We start from the raw sequence: 20938 nt of genomic DNA, 5'->3' as shown, positions 1-20938 counted from the left end.
TCCGCAGCCGATCAGCGTGGCAGATCTGAGTAGCCCATGAGGAACTCATCGACTGCACGCGCGGCCTGGCGGCCTTCGCGGATGGCCCAGACGACCAGCGACTGACCACGCCGAATGTCGCCAGCTGCGAACACCTTGGGCACGTTGGTGGCATAACCGCCATCGAAGTCGGTCGTGGCGCGGGCATTGCCCCGGGCATCCTTGTCCACGCCAAAAGCTTCCAGCACGGCAGCCACCGGGCTCACGAAGCCCATGGCCAGCAGCACCAGATCGGCCTTCAGGATCTTCTCAGACCCAGCCACCTCGACCATCTTGCCGTCCTTGAACTCCACGCGCACGGTCTTGAGGCCGGTGACCTTGCCCTTTTCGCCGATGAACTCCTTGGTGGAGATGGCGAACTCGCGCTCGCAGCCCTCTTCGTGGCTGGAGCTGGTGCGCAGCTTGATCGGCCAGTAAGGCCAGGTCAGCGGGCGGTTTTCCTCTTCGGGCGGCTGGGGCATCAACTCAAACTGGGTGACGCTCACGGCGCCATGGCGGTTGCTGGTACCCACGCAGTCGCTGCCGGTGTCGCCGCCACCAATCACAATGACGTGTTTGCCATCGGCGCGCAACTGGCCCTTGAGCTTGTCGCCCGCGTTGACCTTGTTCTGCTGCGGCAAGAACTCCATCGCGAAGTGGATGCCATCGAGATCACGGCCCGGCACGGGCAGATCGCGCGATTGCTCAGCGCCACCGGTCAGCAACACGGCATCGAACTCCTTGTTCAACTGCTCGGGCGTGACGGTTTCCTTGGCCCAGTTGGTGACCTTGGAATCTTTGCCCAGTCCGTCCTTGGCGGCGCCCACGAACACGCCGGTGCGAAACACCACGCCTTCGGCTTCCATCTGCTTGACGCGGCGGTCAATGTGCGACTTCTCCATCTTGAAGTCCGGAATGCCGTAACGCAGCAGCCCGCCCACACGGTCGTTCTTTTCAAACAGCGTGACGCTGTGGCCAGCGCGCGCGAGTTGCTGTGCTGCCGCCATACCTGCGGGGCCAGAGCCCACCACGGCCACCTTCTTGCCCGTTTTGTGCTTGGCAACGCGTGGCTGTACCCAGCCCTCCTCCCACGCACGGTCAATGATCGCGTGCTCGATGGACTTGATGCCCACGGCGTCGTCGTTCACATTGAGCACGCAGGCGGCCTCGCAGGGTGCGGGGCAGATGCGGCCGGTGAACTCGGGGAAGTTGTTGGTGCTGTGCAGCACCTCAATCGCGCTCTTCCAGTCCGCGTGGTACACCAAATCGTTGAAGTCCGGAATGATGTTGTTTACCGGGCAGCCGTTGTTGCAGAACGGCGTGCCGCAGTCCATGCAGCGCGCGCCTTGCACCTTGGCCTGGCTTTCATCCAGCCCGATGACAAATTCCTTGTAGTGCTTCAAGCGCTCGGGCACAGGCTTATAGCCCTCTTCGATGCGCTCGTATTCCATGAAGCCGGTAGTTTTTCCCATGACGATGTCCTTGTTTATGAATGCTGTGCGAAAGTGGGTGACGTCGCCTTACTTGGCGGGTGCCACTTCTTTTTTGGTAGCAGCTACCGCTGGTGTAGCGGACTCCTCCAGCACTTTTCGTTCATAAATTTCAGCCAACGCACGCTTGTACTCGGTCGGGAAGACCTTGACGAACTTGCTGCGCGATGCGGCCCAGTTGTCGAGCAGTTCGCGTGCGCGCTTGCTGCCCGTCCAGCGGTTGTGGTCTTCCAGCAGCTTCTTGAGCTGGGCTTCGTCGGTCTGTCCGTTGTGCCAGATCGAGCGTGGCACCGTGGCTTCCTGCTCGGTGGCGGGCAGGATGCGCTCCAGCGTCACCATGGACATGTTGCAGCGGGTGTCGAACTGACCGTCTTCGTCGTACACGTATGCCACGCCGCCGCTCATGCCCGCCGCAAAGTTGCGGCCGGTCTTGCCAAGCACCACCACGGTGCCCCCGGTCATGTATTCGCAACCGTGGTCGCCCGTGCCCTCTACCACTGCGGTGGCGCCCGATAGACGCACGGCGAAACGCTCACCGGCAACGCCGCTGAAGAAGGCTTCGCCCGTGGTGGCGCCGTACATCACGGTGTTGCCAACGATGGTATTGCGCACGGCGTCACCGCGGAAATCGATGCTGGGGCGCACGACCACGCGGCCTCCCGACAGACCCTTGCCCGTGTAGTCGTTGGCGTCGCCGATCAGGTACAGCGTGATGCCGCGCGTGAGGAACGCACCGAACGACTGGCCGCCCGTGCCTTCGAGCTGGATACGGATGCTATCGTCGGGCAGGCCTTCGGGGTGCACGCGGGTGACAGCGCCGGACAGCATGGCGCCGACCGAGCGGTTCACGTTGCGCGCCACCTCGATGAACTGCACGCGCTCGCCCTTTTCAATGGCGGGCTTGCTGCGCTCGATGAGCTTGCGGTCCAGCGTGTGCTCGATGTTGTGGTCCTGCACGTCCACGTGGAAGCGCGGCACATCGGCGGGCACGTTGGGCTGGGCGAACAGGCGGCTGAAGTCCAGGCCACGTGCCTTCCAGTGTTCCAGTCCCTGGCGCATGTCGAGCAGATCGGTGCGGCCGATCAGGTCGTCGAACTTGCGAATGCCCAGTTGGGCCATGATCTGGCGCACTTCTTCGGCGATGAAGAAGAAATAGTTCACCACGTGCTCGGGCTTGCCCGAGAACTTCTTGCGCAGTTCGGGGTCTTGGGTGGCCACGCCCACGGGGCAGGTGTTCAGGTGGCACTTGCGCATCATGATGCAACCTTCCACCACCAGCGGTGCCGTGGCAAAGCCGAACTCGTCAGCGCCCAGCAGTGCGCCGATGGCGACGTCGCGGCCGGTCTTCATCTGGCCGTCGGCCTGCACACGGATGCGGCCGCGCAGGCGGTTGAGCACCAGGGTCTGCTGGGTTTCGGCCAGGCCGATTTCCCACGGACCACCCGCGTGCTTGATGGACGACCAGGGCGAAGCGCCCGTGCCGCCGTCATGCCCCGCGATCACCACGTGATCGCTCTTGCACTTGGCCACGCCTGCGGCGATGGTGCCCACGCCCACTTCAGAGACCAGCTTGACGCTGATGCCAGCGTGTGGTGCCACGTTCTTCAGATCGTGGATCAGCTGGGCCAGATCCTCAATGGAGTAGATGTCGTGGTGCGGCGGGGGCGAGATCAAGCCCACGCCGGGCACGCTGTGGCGCAGCTTGCCGATGTAGTTGGAAACCTTGCCACCCGGCAGCTGACCACCCTCGCCGGGCTTGGCACCCTGGGCCATCTTGATCTGGATCTGGTCGGCCGACGACAGGTATTCGGCCGTGACACCAAAGCGGCCCGAGGCCACCTGCTTGATGCGGCTGCGCAGCGAGTCGCCGTCCTGCAGGGGCAGGTCGACCTCAACGTTCTCGGCACCAATCACGCTCTTGAGCGTATCGCCCTTCTTGATCGGGATGCCCTTGAGTTCGTTGCGGTAGCGTGCGGCGTCCTCACCACCTTCGCCGGTGTTGCTCTTGCCGCCGATGCGGTTCATGGCCACGGCGAGCGTGGCGTGGGCCTCGGTGGAGATGGAACCCAGCGACATGGCGCCCGTGGCGAAGCGCTTGACGATTTCCTTGGCGGGCTCGACTTCGTCGACCGGGATCGCCTTGGCGGGGTCGATCTTGAACTCGAACAGACCGCGCAGCGTCATGTGGCGCTTGCTCTGGTCGTTGATCAGCTGGGCGTATTCCTTGTACGTGTTCCAGTTATTGGCGCGCGTGCTGTGCTGCAGCTTGGCAATCGCATCGGGCGTCCACATGTGGTCTTCGCCCCGGGCGCGCCAGGCGTATTCGCCACCGGCGTCCAGCATGGTCTCGAGCACGGGGTCGTCACCAAACGCGGCCTTGTGCATGCGGATGGCCTCTTCGGCGATCTCGAACACTCCGATGCCTTCCACACGGCTGGCGGTGCCGGTGAAATACTTGCCCACGGTTTCCGTATTCAGGCCGATGGCCTCGAACAGCTGGGCGCCGCAGTAGCTCATGTAGGTGCTCACGCCCATCTTGGACATGATCTTGGACAGGCCCTTGCCGATGGCCTTGACGTAGTTGTAGATGGCCTTGTCGGCCGACAGGTCGCCGCCCAGGTCCTTGTGCATCTCGGCCAGGGTTTCCATGGCCAGGTAGGGGTGCACGGCCTCGGCACCGTAGCCAGCCAGCACGGCAAAGTGGTGCACTTCGCGCGCGGTGCCCGTCTCGACCACAAGGCCGGCCGTGGTGCGCAGGCCCGCTCCCACCAGGTGCTGGTGGATGGCGGACAACGCCAGCAGCGCAGGGATCGCCACCTGGCTAGCGCTCACGGCGCGGTCGCTCACGATCAGGATGTTGGCGCCGCCCTTGATGGCATCCACAGCCTGCGCGCACAACGAGGCGAGCTTGGCTTCCACCCCCTCACGGCCCCAGTTCAGTGGGTAGGTGATGTCGATGGTCACGCTCTTGAACTTGCCTTGCGTGTACTTTTCGATGTCGCGCAGCTTGGCCATGCCGGCAAAGTCGAGCACGGGCTGGCTCACTTCGAGCCGCATCGGCGGATTGACCTGGTTGATGTCCAGCAGGTTCGGCTTGGGTCCGATGAAGCTGTTGAGCGACATCACGATGGCTTCGCGGATCGGATCGATCGGCGGGTTCGTCACCTGGGCGAACAGCTGCTTGAAGTAGTTGTACAGCGGCTTGTTCTTGCCCGACAGCACAGCCAGCGGACTGTCATTGCCCATCGAGCCAATGCCCTCTTCACCATTCTTGGCCATGGGCGCCATCAGGAACTTGATGTCTTCCTGCGTGTAACCGAAGGCCTGCTGGCGGTCGAGCAGCGGCAGATCGGCAGGCTGCGGTGCGGCCACTTGCGCGCCCGCGTCAATGCTGTCGAGCTTGATCCGCAGGTTTTCGATCCACTGCTTGTAGGGCTTGGTGTTGACGATGTTGGCCTTCAGCTCTTCGTCGTCGATCATGCGGCCTTGTTCCAGGTCGATCAGGAACATCTTGCCGGGCTGCAGGCGCCACTTGCGCACGATCTTGTTCTCGGGCACCGGCAACACACCCGACTCGGAGCCCATGATGACCAGATCGTCATCGGTGATGCAGTAGCGCGAGGGGCGCAGGCCGTTGCGGTCCAGCGTAGCGCCGATCTGGCGTCCGTCGGTGAACACGATGGAGGCGGGGCCGTCCCAAGGCTCCAGCATGGCAGCGTGGTATTCATAGAAGGCGCGGCGGCGCTCGTCCATGGTGGTGTGCTGCTCCCAGGGCTCGGGGATCATCATCATCACGGCCTGGCTGATGGGGTAACCGGCCATGGTCAGCAGTTCGAGGCAGTTGTCGAACGTGGCGGTGTCGGACTGGTCGGCGAAGCTGATGGGGTAGAGCTTTTGCAGGTCGGCCGCGAGCACAGGCGAGGCCATTACGCCTTCGCGCGCCTTCATCCAGTTGTAGTTGCCCTTGACGGTGTTGATTTCACCGTTGTGCGCCACATAGCGGTAGGGGTGGGCCAGCGGCCACTCTGGAAAGGTGTTGGTGGAGAAACGCTGGTGCACCAGACCGATGGCCGAGACGCAGCGCTCGTCGGACAGGTCTTTGTAGTACACGCCCACCTGGTCGGCCAGCAGCAGGCCCTTGTAGACCACGGTGCGGCTGGACATGGAGGGAACGTAGTATTCCTTGCTGTGCTTGAGCTTGAGGGCCTGGATGTTGGCGCTGGCCGTCTTGCGGATCACGTACAGCTTGCGCTCCAGCGCGTCCTGCACGATCACGTCGTTGCCACGGCCGATGAATACCTGGCGCAGGATGGGCTCCTTCTTGCGCACGGTGGGGGACATGGGCATGTCCACATTGACCGGCACATCGCGCCAGCCCAGCAGTACCTGGCCTTCGGCCTTGATGGCGCGCTCCATCTCCTGCTCGCAGGCCAGACGCGAGGCGTGCTCCTTGGGCAGGAAAATCATGCCCACACCGTATTCGCCCGCTGCTGGCAAGGTTACGCCTTGCTTGGCCATCTCTTCGCGGTACAGCGCGTCAGGGATCTGGATCAGGATGCCGGCGCCGTCGCCCATCAGCGGGTCGGCACCCACCGCGCCACGGTGGTCGATGTTTTCCAGAATCTTCAGAGCCTGCGTCACGATGTCGTGGCGCTTGATGCCCTTGATGTGGGCCACAAACCCGAGGCCGCAGGCGTCGTGTTCGTTACCCGATGAATACAAACCGTGTTGTTGCAGATGCTGGATCTCGGCAGCCGTGGTCATGGCGCACTCCTATATTTTTCGCAGGGAGTGGAAGATTAGTGCATTGCAACATCTTTTGGCAAGAAAATTAATTAGGGTCAGATTCTTAATTTACGAATGAAAATTCAATTTCATTTTTTATTAGGGACGCATCAAATTTAATAGCAATTAACCCAACAACAGTAAGCGCCAATGCCATATTTATTCAGATGTTTTGCGAAGCGCCGGCCTACCGGCTTGTCCCTGGGTTACCCGGCGCGGTGTGTGCTTTTGCAACTCTTGAACAAATTCAGCGTCGCCCAGCGCCCAACCACTGAGTGCGGATGACGTCAGCACAGCCTGCTCCTGCGAGCCGATGCCCGCCTGCACCAGCGCGGCATACGCCGCCTCGCGCGCAAACGGCGTGTTGCCCAGCGCCCAGTACAAAGCATGCGGTGTGAGCAAACGGTCATGGCGCAGTCCCAGCCAATGGGCATGGCTGGACCACGGGTAGTCGCCAGGCTGCGCCACCTGCCCGGCCCGCACCGGGTTCAGATCAAGGTAGACCATGCAAGGCAGGAGATACCGCTCGGGCTGCAGCACCGTGGAACGATAGCGCCCCTCCCACAGGGTGCCCGTACGGGCGTGGCGCCGGTTGAAATACTGCACGTAGCGCCGCCCTACCGCCTGCATCATCTGCGGAAGGCCGTCAGCAGTAGTGGGCGTGGCCAGCAGATGAAAGTGGTTGTCCATCAGCACATAGGCATGCACAGCAACACCAAATTTCTGTGCATTGTCTGCCAGCAGCGAAAGCATGGTCTCGAAGTCTTCGCGGTCCGCGAAGATGCTTTGGCGGTTGTTTCCGCGCTGGATGACGTGGTGCAGATGACCCGGCAGGGTCAGGCGCGGCAGGCGGGCCATGGATGTGGATGGGAGCTAGGGGGAGGATGATCATAAATCCGTCCCCGATTTCTTCTCACCTCGGCAACAACGTATGGCGCGACGTCAGTCCTGCACCAATTCCACGGCAACCTGGGTATCGCGAGCCTCCGGCTTCAGACCAAAGCGAGCCCCCAGCGCCTTGTCAAGGCCAAACTCTTCCAGAATGGCGCGCAGGCGCTCCGAGGCGCTGCGCTTTTTCTGCCCCGTGTAGCGGGCAATGATCAGCTCATTCTTCATGCTGTGCTCCCAGCCGACCAGCTCTGTCACGGTGACCTGGTAGCCACTCGCCTCGAGGTACAGGCAGCGCAACACATTGGTGACCTGGCTGCCCAGTTCGCGCGTGTGCAGCGGGTGGCGCCACAGCTCGGCCAAGGGCGTGCGCGACAGCTGCAAGGCCTTGCCCTGCCGCAGGCAGGCGGCCATCTCAGCCTGGCAGCACGGCACCAGCACCATCGCCCGGGCCTGTTTCTGCAGGCCGAAAGCAATGGCATCGTCCGTGGCGGTGTCACAGGCATGCAGGGCGGTGACCACATCGATCCTGGCTGGCAATTCACCTACACCGGTGGATTCCGCCACCGACACATTCAGGAACGACATGCGTTCAAAGCCCAGCTTCTGCGCCAGCAGGCGGGATTTGTCCACCAGCTCGGCGCGCGTTTCCACCCCGTAGATGTGCCCGTGCCCCAGGGCCTTGAAGTACAGGTCGTACAGGATAAAACCCAGATACGACTTGCCCGCCCCATGGTCTGCGAGCGTCGGCCCCTGGTCGGTGGTGGCAAGCTCCGTGAGCAGCGGCTCGATGAAGTTGAACAGGTGGTAGACCTGCTTGAGCTTGCGCCGCGAGTCCTGATTCAGGCGTCCATCGCGCGTGAGGATGTGCAGTTCCTTGAGCAGTTCTATCGACTGGCCCGGCCGCAGTTCGGAAAGCTCCGCAGACTCGGCCTTGGAGGCGGCCGCCTTCGGGCGGGAAGCATGTGGCTGCTGCACGCGGGCTGCAGAGAGGTCTTTGGTCTTTCTCATCATCGAACGTCCTGGTTCGCTTCCGGCAGCGATGGCGTGCCAGCGCTGGGGCCCACATCCAGCGCAGACCAGCCCTGCATGCCCAATGCTTGCAGCACCTCAATATTTCGCTCAAAAATTGTTTCCGCCTCCGGAAACACCTCCACGGCGCGGTCGATGCTCTCCTCCCGCAGCAGATGCAGTGTGGGGTATGGCGAACGGTTGGTGCAATTGGTCACGTCATCCACATCGGTGCCCGCAAACTGAAACTGGGGGTGAAAACTCGCGATCTGCAGCGTGCCGTCGAGCTCCATGGCCTCCAGCAGTGCCTCCGCATCTCCCAGAAAATCGTTGAAATCAAGAAAATCCTGGAGGCAGTGAGGGAGTATCAGCAAGGTGGTGTCCCGCGTTTCGGCAGGGGTCGCCACCAGGGCAGACAGCTCACTGCGCAGAAGAGCCAGTACGTCCATCAAGTCTTCGGTCAGCGCGACCACGTAGTGAATCTGCCCTTTGACATGAACGCCCTTGGCAAAAGGGCACAGGTTGAGCCCGATCACAGCTCGCTCCAGCCAACGGACGGTGTTGCGAACGAACAAGTCGGCAGGCTCCGAAGAGGCCGCCGAGGCCGTAAAGGGGGGGGAGGAAGTCATGAAACGGGCGCACGGGGCGCGAAGAAGTGCGGGGTTGATTTTACCGGGCGCCCTGCCCACCCCCACAGCCGCTAGTCGAAAAGCCGCCGCCCCGTCAGGCGCTCATGCTCCCGCGCTGCAAACCGGTCTGTCATGCCCGCAATGAAATCCGCCACAGCCCTTGCCCGCAGCGGGCCGCAGTCCACAGAGGCCTGCTCGGCAAACGCCGCCTTCATTTCTTGGGGGGAGGCCGTGTACGCTACAAACAGGTCGCGCACGACCTCCTGCGCACGTCCCGTGGTCTCCATGACGCGTGGATGGCGGTACAGGTTTTTGAAGAGGAACTGCTTGAGCTCCAGCGAGCGCGCACGCATGGCATCGCCAAACATCACGAGCGACGGCGATTGGCGCACAGCCTGCACATCAGTGGGCGCGTGCCTGGCCAGTGCTGCCTGCGTGGCATCAATCACGTCATAAACCTGCGCGCTGAGCATGCGCCGTATGGCTTCAAACAACAGGCGCCGTTGCAGCAGCGGCTGCACAAGATCCGGGTACTCGGCCTGGGCCGCAGCGCGGTACTGGTCGAACAGGGGCACGTCCTGCAATTGCGCCAGCGTGATCAGCCCAGAGCGCACGCCGTCATCGATGTCGTGCGCGTTGTAGGCGATTTCATCGGCTAAGTTGCACAGCTGCGCCTCCAGGCTGGGCTGCTCCCGGCGCAAAAACCTTGCACCGACGCCACCGTGCTCTTCCCGCTCCAACTGCTGTGCGTGTTGCCTGGAACAGTGCTTGAGCACGCCTTCACGCGTCTCGAAGGTCAAGTTCAGTCCGTCGTACTGTGGATAACGCTCCTCCAGCTTGTCCACCACCCGCAAACTCTGCAGGTTGTGCTCAAAGCCCCCGTGCTCCGCCATGCACCCATGCAGCGCATCCTGGCCGGCATGTCCAAACGGCGTGTGGCCAAGATCGTGGGCCAACGAGATGGCTTCCACCAAGTCCTCGTTGATGCGCAGTGAGCGAGCGATGGACCGCCCCAATTGGGCGACCTCCAGCGAGTGCGTCAGGCGTGTGCGAAACAGGTCCCCTTCATGGTTGAGAAAGACCTGCGTCTTGTAGACCAATCGCCGAAATGCAGTGGAGTGCACGATCCGGTCTCGATCACGCTGGTATTCGGTCCGTGTGGGTGCCGGTGTTTCGGGGTAGCGCCGCCCCCTGGTCGCAGCAGGGTGGCAGGCGTACGGGGCCAGGTCAGAGATCGGAATCAAAATTGCCGCCAGCGCTTATCTATACAGCGCAAATAGCTATATTATTTATAGCAATTGGGGACAAGCACCTTCTAGGCACAACAGGCATCAATCACTTCGCGCACCAGGCTGTCCGGTGCAGCGCGCACTGCCGCCTTGCCCGGGCCATCGATCACGACAAATCGGATCTCACCGGCTTCGGATTTCTTATCGATGCGCATCAGTTCCAAATAACGGCCGGCATTGTCTGCGGCGTCCAGAATGGGCCCCTTGGTGGGCAACCCCGCGCGCTGGATCAGCAGATTCAGGCGGGCCACAAACTCGCCGTCCACCAAGCCAAGCCTGCGAGAAAGCTCTGCCGCCATCACCATGCCGGCACCAACACCCTCACCATGCAGCCACACGCCATAACCCATGCCAGCTTCAATGGCGTGCCCAAAGGTATGGCCAAAGTTGAGGATGGCACGAAGGCCCGTCTCTTTTTCATCCTGGCCGACAACCCAGGCCTTGATCTCGCAACTGCGCCGTACTGCGTGCGCCAGGGCGTCGCGGTCGTGCGCGATCAGGGCATCCATATTGCGTTCCAGCCAATCAAAGAAGGCCATGTCCGAGATTGGTCCGTATTTGATGACCTCTGCAAGACCGGCACTGAACTCACGCGCTGGCAACGTATCGAGCACCGCAAGGTCGCATACCACCAACTGCGGCTGGTAGAACGCGCCAATCATGTTCTTGCCCAAAGGGTGGTTGATGGCCGTCTTGCCGCCCACCGAAGAGTCCACTTGGGCCAGCAGCGTGGTGGGCACCTGCACAAAAGGCACACCCCGCATGTAGCTGGCTGCGCCAAAACCCGTCATGTCACCCACGACCCCGCCGCCCAGCGCAAAGATGGTTGTCTTGCGATCGCAACCATTGCTCAGCAGCGCATCAAAAATTAGCTGCAGGGTCTCCCAGTTCTTGAACTCCTCACCATCTGGCAGCTGCAGTTCATGAATCTGCGCATACCGGCCCGCCAGCGCTGCACGCAAAGCCGCTGCATAAAGGGGTGCGACCGTGGTATTACTCACAATCAGCGCCCTGCTTGCGCCGGGCAAGTCGGCATAGGAAGCGGCATTAGCCAAAAGGCCACCGCCAATGAGGATGTGATAGCTACGCTCACCCAGTTCAATGGAGACTTCTTGATCAATCTGGGACATGAAATATTCTTACAGGTTAAATCGCTAGAGGCACCGGCGCGTGAGCCGCGCTTACCCAATTTTGCCTTGGTTCAACGGCCAGCCCAATAAGCTGGAGACTTAAGCCGTTGAGACACAAGCCACGCCAGACTGCAAATTCTTAGTCGCCAGCTTGGTTGTTAGAGGGGATGCCCCTATCCCCATACCTAAGTACTCTTTTGAAGTGCCGAGAGCTGCTAAATGCCCAGCGAATCTTTGAACGCAGGCATTGGCCCGACGCATTTAGCGCAGCAACACCCTTTGCACCGTTCCTGATTGACTCTACGGACATAGACATACACACCATTTCCCAATAAGAAAACCCCGGCAAGCCGGGGTTAAGATTCGAAGGCACCTAGCAGCAAAGCACTGTCAGGCGCACTTCTAAGCAAGATGCAACTGTTCGGCTATGGGCAGATGTAGTCGACAGGGTCACCGCCGGGAGGAACAGATCCAGCACTCACGACAGTGATGCTAAACGTCCGCGTCACCTTCGACGCACCCTTTGTGGCAGTCACCAAGAATCTTTGTTCGCCACAGTTAGCCACCTTGGGTGTTCCATTGAGAACCCCGGCAGCACCGGTCGTGCCACTGGTCAGCCAAGAAGGCAGACTGGTGAAACTCCAAGTCACATCGCTTACCGAGGCAACAAACGAGTAGGTAAAACTATTACCAACAGGAATTGTTCCCAACGAGCAAACAGCGGTCGAGTTGCAATCGCCGATTGCAAAGTCTTCCGGCAACCCATTTACCAACTTCAGTTTAACAACAGCCGTTGCAGACCGCTTGTTCTTGTCTACCACAGTTACTGTGGCACGGTAATCACGCTCTTCTGCACTGGTGCTAGCCGTGCCACTCAGCATACCGGTGCTGGCGTCAATAGCCAAACCGGCAGGCAATCCAGTCGCCGACCAAACATAAGGCGGCAATCCCCCACTGACGGTCAGCAACGCCGTAAATGGAACCCCTTTGGTTACAGTGCCCAAATCTACATCGGCAAGTGTCGGCGCACTCGTCAGCGCCTCCAGCACTGATATTGGCTGAATCGATGTGATCGGGTCAATGATGCCGTTGCTCACATTGTTGTCAAAACGATCCGCCGTCAACTCCAGGAAAATTGCACCAGTTTCAGTGCTGCTAAGCAGAGAGAACGTTGCCACACCGCCGATGGACGGCAGTTGCAGAATGCTGCCACTCTGAGCACCAGAGACCAAACGCGCGCCCTGGGCTGCATCTGTGCCTGACAGAATGCGAACCTGCATGTTGGCCCCCGAGGCACTTGCTGTAGGCTGATTGGCATCATCCATCACAAACGCCTGTATTCCCATCTGATTCAGAAGGCCGTTAGCGTTGTTCTTGGTACCCAGGTAACCTGGAATCTGAGCTTCCATACGCACGCTAGCTGGCTTTCCGGTAGTACCGCCCACAGCAATCGTCACACTGGCAGATTTTTGCTGATTGTCACGTGGATCAGTCACAGAGCATGTAATACGCGCGGTTCCAGCCTGATCACCAGCATGAAAGTGGAATGAGTTTCCACCAGAATTCGCACCCAACGTGATATTTCGATAGGCATTCGGAATTCTTATTGTCCCGCCATTCCCATCATCAACTTCCGTTTCATGCTCTGGGTCGCCATCCAAATAATAAAGCGACCCAGAATCCAACCCACCAGCCACATTACAGCCAAAGATATCCTCTCCACCAGGTATCAGCACACTACCCTTGCGAGCCTCCACGTATAGGGATGTGGTATAGGGCCGGTATGCACCGATGCCAGGCATAGCGCCTGCAATATTCAATGGCAATTGTGTCTTCTCAGCCCGGAGCGTGATGCTGTAATTTTCCTGGGTCTCGCCCGAACCACCGCTACCGCCACCACCACATGCCGACAAGATTGCCGCTAACGCAAGGGTTAAAAATTTAGCATTTTTCAACATTGCTCATCCATTCAATATAAAAATTAGCGAACCGCAGCACGCTCAGTGAGAACCTTCGGTGTAATGAAAATCAACATTTCTTGCTTATTGGCCTGCTTAGTTTTTGTTTTAAACAAATTACCAACACCGGGAATGTCGCCCAAAAATGGTACCTTTGCCTCAGCATCATCCTCGAACAATTCAAAAATCCCACCAATTACGACCGTACCGCCATTTTCAACCAACACCTGGGTTTTAATATGCTTGGTATTAATAGCTCGCACATTCTGAAGAATTTCACCTGGGCTATCTTTGTTTACATCAAGATCCAAAATGATATTACCCTCTGGTGTTATTTGGGGCAGCACCTCTAGTTTCAAAACTGCCTTCTTAAACGCAATAACCGTTCCACCATTTGGAGCTGTTACAGGGTATGGAAACTCGGTTCCTTGCTCGATGGATGCTTTGGTTTGATCAGCTGTCACAACACGGGGGCTAGACACAATCTTGCCTTTACCGTCTGCCTCCATCGCAGATATCTCTAGATTCAAAAACCTGTTGGCCGCCGAGTTGAAAATCGATATAGCGAAGCTAGCCGGATCGAACCCACCTTGGGCTTGCGCAGGAAGATTAACAAAATTACCCAGCGTATTAGTAGCTCCACCAGCACCAGACGAAGCTACTGCATTGCTATAACTAGTACCAAACGCTAGGCTATTGCCACCACCGATGTTGTATCCACCAGTACCACCACGATTAGCACGCAAATCTGTTCCACCTAGTCGAACGCCCAAGGAGCGCCCAAACGTATCGGATGCCTCAACGATTCTCGCTTCAATCATCACTTGCCGGACTGCAACATCCAAGGTCGAGAGCAACTGACGCACTTCTTCCAGTTTACTTGCCGTGTCAGTAACAAAAAGCTGATTGGTTCGGGGTTCCGCAATAGCGCTTCCTCGCTCCGACAGGAATCTATTTGATGTGCCCCCCGATGTGCCACCGCTTGTGGCGGTCAGTTGAGCGACCATATCAACCGCTTTTGCATAATTCATTTGGAACGCTTGCGTCCGAAGCGGCTCCAGTTTTTGAATAGCTAACGCAGCCTCGTAGTCCTTCTTAGTCCTGTCATCAATTTCATCTTTAGGCGCAATCCACAAAACCGTGCCAGATTTACGCATTCCCAGGCCTTTGGCCTCCATTATGATTTGAAGCGCTTGATCCCAAGGCACATCTTTGAGACGCAATGTCAGCGAACCAGTGACCGTATCCGAGGTCACAATATTGAAATTGGTAAAATCAGCAATAACTTGCAGAAGTGACCGAACCTCAATATTTTGGAAATTCAGCGATAGCTTCTCCCCGCTATATCCAGGGCCTTGTGTTAGCTTGTTCAGGTCGACCTTCTTTTGCCGGATTTCAACTACGAACTGACTATCACTCTGATACGCGCTATGCTCCCAGTCACCAACAGGATCGATGTTCATGCGAACCCGATCACCTTGCTGAACGGTGGTAATAGCTTGCACTGGCGTGCCAAAATCACCCACATCCAAACGCCGACGCAGTCCTTCCGGCAATGCAGATTTGAGGAAATCCACCACCAAACCTTTTCCTTGCTGACGAATATCGACGCCCACCTGGCTTGAAGGAAGCATCACCACCACCCGCCCAGAGCCATCCGCGCCTCGCCTGAAGTCAACATCTTTCAGTGTCTGAATATCAGAATTAGCAGGATCAGCAAACACTGGAGCAGACGCGGCTTGAGCTGCTGAATTGGCAGACGGCACCGTCCCCAAAGAAATCAGTAGTGATTTCCCTTGAATTTCAGCCTGATAGGAGGTAGATTGCTTAAGATTCAGGACGATTCGGGACCGGTCACCGGCCTGCACCACGTTGACAGACTTAACGTTGCCCTGATTCACTTCAAAAACATTTTTTCCGGTCGCATTGGACGCTTCAGGAAAGTCCAAAGCAATGCGAGGAGGCGATTGGATGGAAAATCCTGTGGGCACAGACTTCAGTGGTTCAGAAAAATCAATACGGACCACATCTACACCGTTCTGGACGCTCCCCATTACAGATTGAACTACAACCTGCGCAAACACACTGATGGGTGTCAACACAGCAAATGTGAATCCCACTGCAATTTGACAAATCTTTGATGGATAAATTTTCAGATATTTCATTTCTTGTCCTCTTGCAGATCGAGGGAGGCCGCACGTTCAATCCAATCACCAGTCGCATCTTGAACAATTTCGCGCAACTGAATCGAATTTTCAGTAATTTTCGTTATTCGCCCGTAGTTTTGACCAATATAGTTCCCAACTCGCACTTGATAAAGTAACTTATCAACTTTCAATAGTGCAGTCGGCGCACCCTTTTTATCAAGACTGCCTACCATCGCCATTACATCCAGCGGATAAGACTCCAGAGGCTCCTTTCGTCTGGCCATCTCTGGGGCGATCAAAGCAGCGTTAGAGGCAGACTGAGTAGACTCCCGTCTCAGCGCCTGTGTTAACTTTATAGAGTTGAACGGCTCGACTCCTGAATCCATTGCATAGGTTTGGGGTAAAAATTGCTTGGGCTCAGTCAAAGGGGTTACTTTGGGTTTGGTTGTTGCCCGCAACTCCGACATCCACTGACGCAATTCGTCATCACCCGAGGAAACACAACCGGACAGACCAAGAGCAGCTACTATTAATGAAATCAGTCTATGTGACGTCATTTTTTGCCGCCCTTCTTCGCCACCTGCTTTTGAGCCTGAATTTCCTCAGAATCCAGGTACCTAAACGTGCGGGCTGTGGCCTCCATCGTTAACGTAGCCCCACCCTTCTCCTTGCCCAATGGGGCAATGGAAATATTGTTTAAAGTAACAATTCGGGACAGATGCGCGATATCAGATGCAAACGATCCCATATCGTGATATTTTCCAGTCACACGAATTTGAATAGGCAATTCAGCATAATACTCTTTAACCACCACTTGGCCTGGTCGAAACAAATCAAACTGCAAACTTCTTCCAAGCCCCGCCTGATTGATATCAGAGAGCAACGCTGCCATCTCGGCCTTGCTTGGCAGTTGCTTTTCCAGTTGAATAACGTACTGCTGGACCTGTTCTCGTTGACGCTTTAAAGCTTCCAAACTCACAGCTTTAGTCAATTTTGCTTGATAGTCTTGACGCAGGGTTTGTTCTTTAGCGATCTCTGTTTCAAGTTCGACTTCATACTCATTGATCTTGGCAAACCAGAGGACGGCAGCCACCGCAATAGAAATAAAAAGACATAGCAGAATCTTTGGGGCTACGGGCCACAAAGAGGGGTCTTTGGGATCCAAATTCCGAAACTGCCGAGAAACATTCTCCTGCAAGGCAGAGAAATCAATATCTTTTTTTGATTTTTTTGCCATATTTATTTCCCAATCGCGGCGCTAGCCGAGTCTTTGGCTTTTTGTGCTTCACCCGTACGCATCAAACGGAAGCGCAAATTGAACGTGGACACTCGCCGCTGGTCTCTAGACGACAAAGCAATATTGCTCGCCACAATTTCCACCAACTCCGGCTTCGACAGCCAAGGAGTGTTATCGGTCAAATTGCGAAGCATTTCAGAAACACGCTCATTGGATTGGGCAACCCCTTGCATAGCGATTACTTGCTCGGTTTGCTTAATGCTTGTCACATACGCACCTTCTGGTATCTGACGCACAAGCTCATTGAGCAAGTGAACAGGGAGATTTCGATCTGACTGAAGATCTTCCACGGCCTTCTGCCTAGCCCGCAAAGCCGCAATTTCGTCTTCTATGGTGGCAATTTCCTTGATTTGTCCTTCAAGGACCTTTATTTCACTCTGAAGAAAAGCATTTCGCTCTTGCTGGGCGGTGATCATCATTTGAAACCACCAATACACTGCCCCAGCGATTGCCAGACCAATCAGAAATGATGCAAACATCGTCGCCTGAAAGGCTTCCTTCCGACGTTTGCGCGCAGCTTCCCTGTGCGGAAGTAAATTGATCAGAATCACTGCAGGAACCTCCGCATGGCCAGACCGCACGAGGTCAGATAGGACGGCGCCTCACGCACCATTTTTTTCAAACGAACGGAACTTCCGATTTCCATACCGTCAAAAGGATTGACTGCGCTGCACGCAAAGCCGGTCTGCTGGGTAACAGCCTCTGTCAAGCCTGGCAGTGGCGCGGAGCCACCTGCAAGCATGATGTGATCAACACGGTTATGGGGTGTACTGGTGAAGAAAAACTGCAAAGCTCGGCCTATCTCCTGGGCCATGCTGTCTACAAACGGCCGCAGCACAGCCGATTGATAGTCTTCTGGGAGGTCACCATTTCGCTTTTTACTTTCCGCCTCTTCCACTGAGAAACCGTATTGACGGACGATCAATTGGGTCAGCTGCGCTCCTCCAAAAGCTTGGTCCCGGTCATAAAGAACTTCCTCGTTGCGGATAACCTGCATGCTGGTGGTAAGTGCTCCCACCTCAAAAAGCGCAACCATTGCGTCGACGCCTTTCTTGGGCAAGGCCTCAATGAGACGCCCCGCAGCCAATCGGGAGGCATGGGATTCAATGTCCACCACCACGGGCTTGAGGCCTGCAGCCTCTGCCAAACCCTGACGGTCTTGGACCTTCTCTCGCCGAGATGCGGCAATGAGAACATCGACATCCCCCGGCGCATTTTTGCTGGGGCCGATGACGCAGAAGTCCAAACTCACTTCGTCGAGCGAGAAAGGAATGTACTGATTGGCCTCTGACTCGACTTGAACCTCAAGCTCTTGTTCTGTCATGCCCCCTGGGAGCGTGATCTTCTTGGTGATGACGGCCGATGGCGGCAGTGCCAAAGCGACGTTCTTCGTGCGCGTTCCACTCTTTTTGACCAAGCGGCGCAGTGCGTCCGCAACTTCGTCGAATTTTTCGATGTTGCCATCCGTGATCCAGCCACGCTCCAGCGGTTCGATCGCGCAACGCTCCAGAACCAAGCCGCCTGCCTTATCGCGCCCAAGCTCCACCAGTTTGACACTGGAGGAACTGATGTCGATTCCCAGCAGCGGCGGAGACTGGCGACTGAACAAAGACCCCATTGAGCTCAAGATTGGTCCCCTGTAACTTGCCAAAATGAGGCAACAAAACTTAACACTTCACATGAATGCTATCAGTAAGATAGTTCTCCAGCAAAGATTTTTCCCCGCGTAACACTTGCGGAGCGTTGCCAAAAGCAGACGAATTTAGCCGCCCTTGCAACACCGTTTGGCAACGATGACGCACCTTTGGGCAGACGGGCACGGGCCGGGCATTGTGATTTTCAGTGGGGTGCAGCGGACATTTTTATAATGGGCCGTCTTACCCCTCCGGAGCGATATGCCGCCCTCTTCATCGAAGTCCTCTGACAAGCAGGACTCTCCTTCCGCTCCCTCCCGCCCCACTTGGCTCCGTTGGCTGGTGCGCGCCACTCTTTGGATGGTGGGCCTGGCGACTGCGGCCGCCGTGGGATTGGCTCTGACCATTGCAGTGGCGCTGGCGGTGGCCTATCCGAACCTGCCGGACATCTCTGATCTCGCTGACTATCGCCCCAAGTTGCCTTTGCGCGTTTACTCTGCCGAAGGCGCTTTGCTGGGCGAATTCGGCGAGGAGCGCCGCAACCTCACCCCCATTGGTGAAATCCCCAAAGTCATGAAGGACGCGGTATTGGCCATTGAAGATGCCCGCTTCTTCCAGCATGGCGGCGTTGACTACAAAGGCGTAATTCGCGCAGCCTTGGCTAATCTTGGCCGGGTAAAAAGCCAGGGCGCCTCTACTATCACAATGCAGGTGGCGCGGAATGTTTACCTCTCGTCAGAGAAAACATTTACACGCAAAATTTACGAAATCTTACTGACATTCAAACTCGAGCATTTACTGACCAAAGATCAGATTCTTGAGATTTACATGAATCAGATTTATTTGGGCAATCGCGCCTATGGATTCGCTGCGGCGTCAGAAGCCTATTTTGGCAAGCCCCTGAAATCGGTGTCCGTGGCTGAGGCGGCCATGCTTGCAGGTCTGCCCAAAGCGCCCTCTGCGTACAACCCCATCAGCAACCCCAAGCGGGCTCGCTCCAGGCAGCTTTACATCATTGAGCGCATGGAGGAAAACGGCTTCATCACCGCCGAGCAGGCGACAGATGCCAAGAAAGAAGAACTCAAGATCCGTACCGGCCCGGACAGTACCCGGATTCATGCAGAGTACGTGGCCGAGATGGCGCGCCAGCTGATCTTCACGCAGTATGGCAGCGAGGCCTACACACGCGGACTCAACGTCTACACGACACTTAACGCTGCGGAACAAGAGGCTGCGTACGCGGCGCTGCGCCGAGGCATCATGGACTACGAGCGGCGCCAGCAGTACCGAGGACCGGAAAAGTTTGTGGTGTTGCCGACGGCGGCCCAGGAGGTGGAAGACGCCATTGACGACGCGCTGGCCAACCACCCGGACAACGGCGACGTCCTTTCTGCCGTGGTTCTGGAGGCCTCGCCGCGCAAAATCGTTGCAGCCCGCGCGAACGGCGACACACTGGAAATCACCGGCGATGGACTTAAGCCCGCACAGTCCGGCCTGAGTGACAAGGCCGCGCCCAACATCAAGATCCGCCGTGGAGCAGTGATCCGGGTGGTGAAAACACCCAAGAACGCCTGGGAAATTACACAGCTGCCCGAAGTCGAAGGCGCCCTGGTGGCACTGGACCCGCGCACTGGAGCCATCCGGGCGCTGGTCGGCGGATTTGATTTCGACAAGAACAAGTTCAACCACGCCGCACAGGCATGGCGCCAACCCGGGTCGAGTTTCAAACCCTTCATCTACTCTGCGGCACTGGAGAAAGGGTTCACGCCCGCAACGGTCATCAACGACGCCCCTCTGTTCTTTGATGCAGGGGTGACCGGTGGCCAACCATGGGAGCCCAAGAACTACGATGGCAAGTACGACGGCCCCATGAGCATGCGCACGGGACTGGCCAAGTCCAAGAACATGATCTCGATCCGCATCTTGCAGGCCGTCGGGCCGAAGACCGCGCAGGAGTGGGTGTCCCGCTTTGGCTTCGATGCTGAAAAGCACCCGGCCTACCTCACCATGGCGTTGGGCGCGGGCTCCGTCACACCCCTGCAAATGGCTACGGCCTATTCCGTCTTTGCCAACGGCGGATACCGCGTGAACCCCTGGCTGATCACCAAGGTCACCGACCACAAGGGTCGCGTCATCTCTGAAACGACTCCGCCGGTCACCAGCGAACAACCGCGCGCCATTGATGCCCGCAACGCCTTCGTGATGAACAGCTTGCTGCAAGAGGTCACGCGCTCCGGTACCGCAGCGCGGGCGCAAGCGACTCTGAAGCGGCCAGACCTCTACGGAAAAACCGGGACCACCAACGATTCTGTGGACGCATGGTTTGCCGGATACCAACCCACGATCGCTGCAGTGACCTGGATTGGCTACGACACGCCGCGTAACCTGGGAAGCCGCGAAACAGGGGGTGGCCTCAGCTTGCCGGTATGGATCAATTTCATGGAACGTGCACTCAAGGGTGTTCCCGTCATGGAGCCCACGGTGCCCGCTGGCGTGGTCAATGTCGGCGGGGAATGGTTCTACGACGAGTACGCGCGCAACAGCGGTATTCCAAGTGTGGGTCTCGATGACCGATCCGCATCACCCGCTGTGGCTCCACAAGCGCCACCGCCCACCGAAGAGCGGAACCGCATCCTGGACCTGTTCCGCAACTGATGGTGTT

General features: G+C 57.6%; 14 protein-coding genes. 1 reads left to right on the top strand and 13 read right to left on the bottom strand.

The genetic code is table 11. The features are described from left to right. Positions 1 to 11: 11 nt before the first annotated feature. From ACSQ22_RS17250 to ACSQ22_RS17190, 13 genes are all read right to left on the bottom strand, one after another. Positions 12 to 1490 carry a glutamate synthase subunit beta gene (locus ACSQ22_RS17250; RefSeq protein WP_176888461.1) on the bottom strand — a complete coding sequence of 493 codons (1479 nt, stop codon included), beginning with the start codon at positions 1488 to 1490 and terminating at the stop codon, positions 12 to 14. Between the two features lie 48 nt (positions 1491 to 1538). Then, on the bottom strand, positions 1539 to 6272 hold the full coding sequence (locus ACSQ22_RS17245) for a glutamate synthase-related protein (RefSeq protein ID WP_436131037.1): 4734 nt from the start codon (positions 6270 to 6272) through the stop codon (positions 1539 to 1541). 180 nt (positions 6273 to 6452) lie between these two features. Further along, positions 6453 to 7151 (bottom strand): transposase, encoded by a 699-nt coding sequence (locus ACSQ22_RS17240; protein WP_436131036.1) that lies wholly within the window; start codon positions 7149 to 7151, stop codon positions 6453 to 6455. Between the two features lie 84 nt (positions 7152 to 7235). Further along, the gene (locus ACSQ22_RS17235; protein WP_436131035.1) at positions 7236 to 8192 is read right to left on the bottom strand and encodes a class I SAM-dependent methyltransferase; all 957 of its coding nucleotides are present in this window, start codon (positions 8190 to 8192) and stop codon (positions 7236 to 7238) included. After that, positions 8192 to 8821, bottom strand: coding sequence for a DUF1415 domain-containing protein (locus ACSQ22_RS17230; protein WP_436131034.1), 630 nt, complete (start codon positions 8819 to 8821; stop codon positions 8192 to 8194). Before ACSQ22_RS17230 ends, ACSQ22_RS17235 begins: the two co-directional genes overlap by 1 nt. Positions 8822 to 8892: 71 nt before the next feature. Then, positions 8893 to 10062: a deoxyguanosinetriphosphate triphosphohydrolase gene (locus ACSQ22_RS17225; RefSeq protein ID WP_436131076.1), complete on the bottom strand. Its 1170-nt coding sequence runs from the start codon at positions 10060 to 10062 to the stop codon at positions 8893 to 8895. A 74-nt stretch (positions 10063 to 10136) separates the two neighbouring features. Continuing rightward, positions 10137 to 11240, bottom strand: coding sequence for a 3-dehydroquinate synthase (gene aroB, locus ACSQ22_RS17220; protein WP_436131033.1), 1104 nt, complete (start codon positions 11238 to 11240; stop codon positions 10137 to 10139). A gap of 425 nt (positions 11241 to 11665) precedes the next feature. Then, the gene (locus tag ACSQ22_RS17215; protein WP_436131032.1) at positions 11666 to 13198 is read right to left on the bottom strand and encodes a putative Ig domain-containing protein; all 1533 of its coding nucleotides are present in this window, start codon (positions 13196 to 13198) and stop codon (positions 11666 to 11668) included. A gap of 23 nt (positions 13199 to 13221) precedes the next feature. After that, a complete protein-coding gene (gene pilQ, locus ACSQ22_RS17210; protein WP_436131031.1) occupies positions 13222 to 15363 on the bottom strand; it encodes a type IV pilus secretin PilQ in 2142 nt (713 codons plus the stop codon). Next, positions 15360 to 15902 (bottom strand): pilus assembly protein PilP, encoded by a 543-nt coding sequence (locus tag ACSQ22_RS17205; protein WP_436131030.1) that lies wholly within the window; start codon positions 15900 to 15902, stop codon positions 15360 to 15362. The genes pilQ and ACSQ22_RS17205 overlap by 4 nt, the downstream gene beginning before the upstream one ends. After that, complete coding sequence (locus ACSQ22_RS17200) at positions 15899 to 16582, bottom strand: type 4a pilus biogenesis protein PilO (RefSeq protein WP_436131029.1); 684 nt, start codon at positions 16580 to 16582, stop codon at positions 15899 to 15901. The genes ACSQ22_RS17205 and ACSQ22_RS17200 overlap by 4 nt, the downstream gene beginning before the upstream one ends. A 2-nt stretch (positions 16583 to 16584) precedes the next feature. Next, positions 16585 to 17193: a PilN domain-containing protein gene (locus ACSQ22_RS17195; RefSeq protein WP_436131028.1), complete on the bottom strand. Its 609-nt coding sequence runs from the start codon at positions 17191 to 17193 to the stop codon at positions 16585 to 16587. Then, complete coding sequence (locus tag ACSQ22_RS17190) at positions 17190 to 18269, bottom strand: pilus assembly protein PilM (RefSeq protein WP_055399276.1); 1080 nt, start codon at positions 18267 to 18269, stop codon at positions 17190 to 17192. Before ACSQ22_RS17190 ends, ACSQ22_RS17195 begins: the two co-directional genes overlap by 4 nt. 268 nt (positions 18270 to 18537) lie before the next feature. On the opposite strand from ACSQ22_RS17190, the gene ACSQ22_RS17185 reads away from it, so the two are divergent. Further along, entirely contained in the window at positions 18538 to 20931 is a 2394-nt protein-coding gene (locus ACSQ22_RS17185; RefSeq protein WP_436131027.1) for a penicillin-binding protein 1A, read from the top strand. Positions 20932 to 20938 lie beyond the last annotated feature (7 nt).

Source organism: Acidovorax sp. LjRoot38 (genome assembly GCF_964252975.1).
Taxonomy (GTDB): Bacteria; Pseudomonadota; Gammaproteobacteria; order Burkholderiales; family Burkholderiaceae_C; genus Acidovorax; species Acidovorax facilis.
The sequence above is the reverse complement of the archived record's forward strand: the minus strand, read 5'-3'. Positions and strand labels throughout refer to the sequence as shown.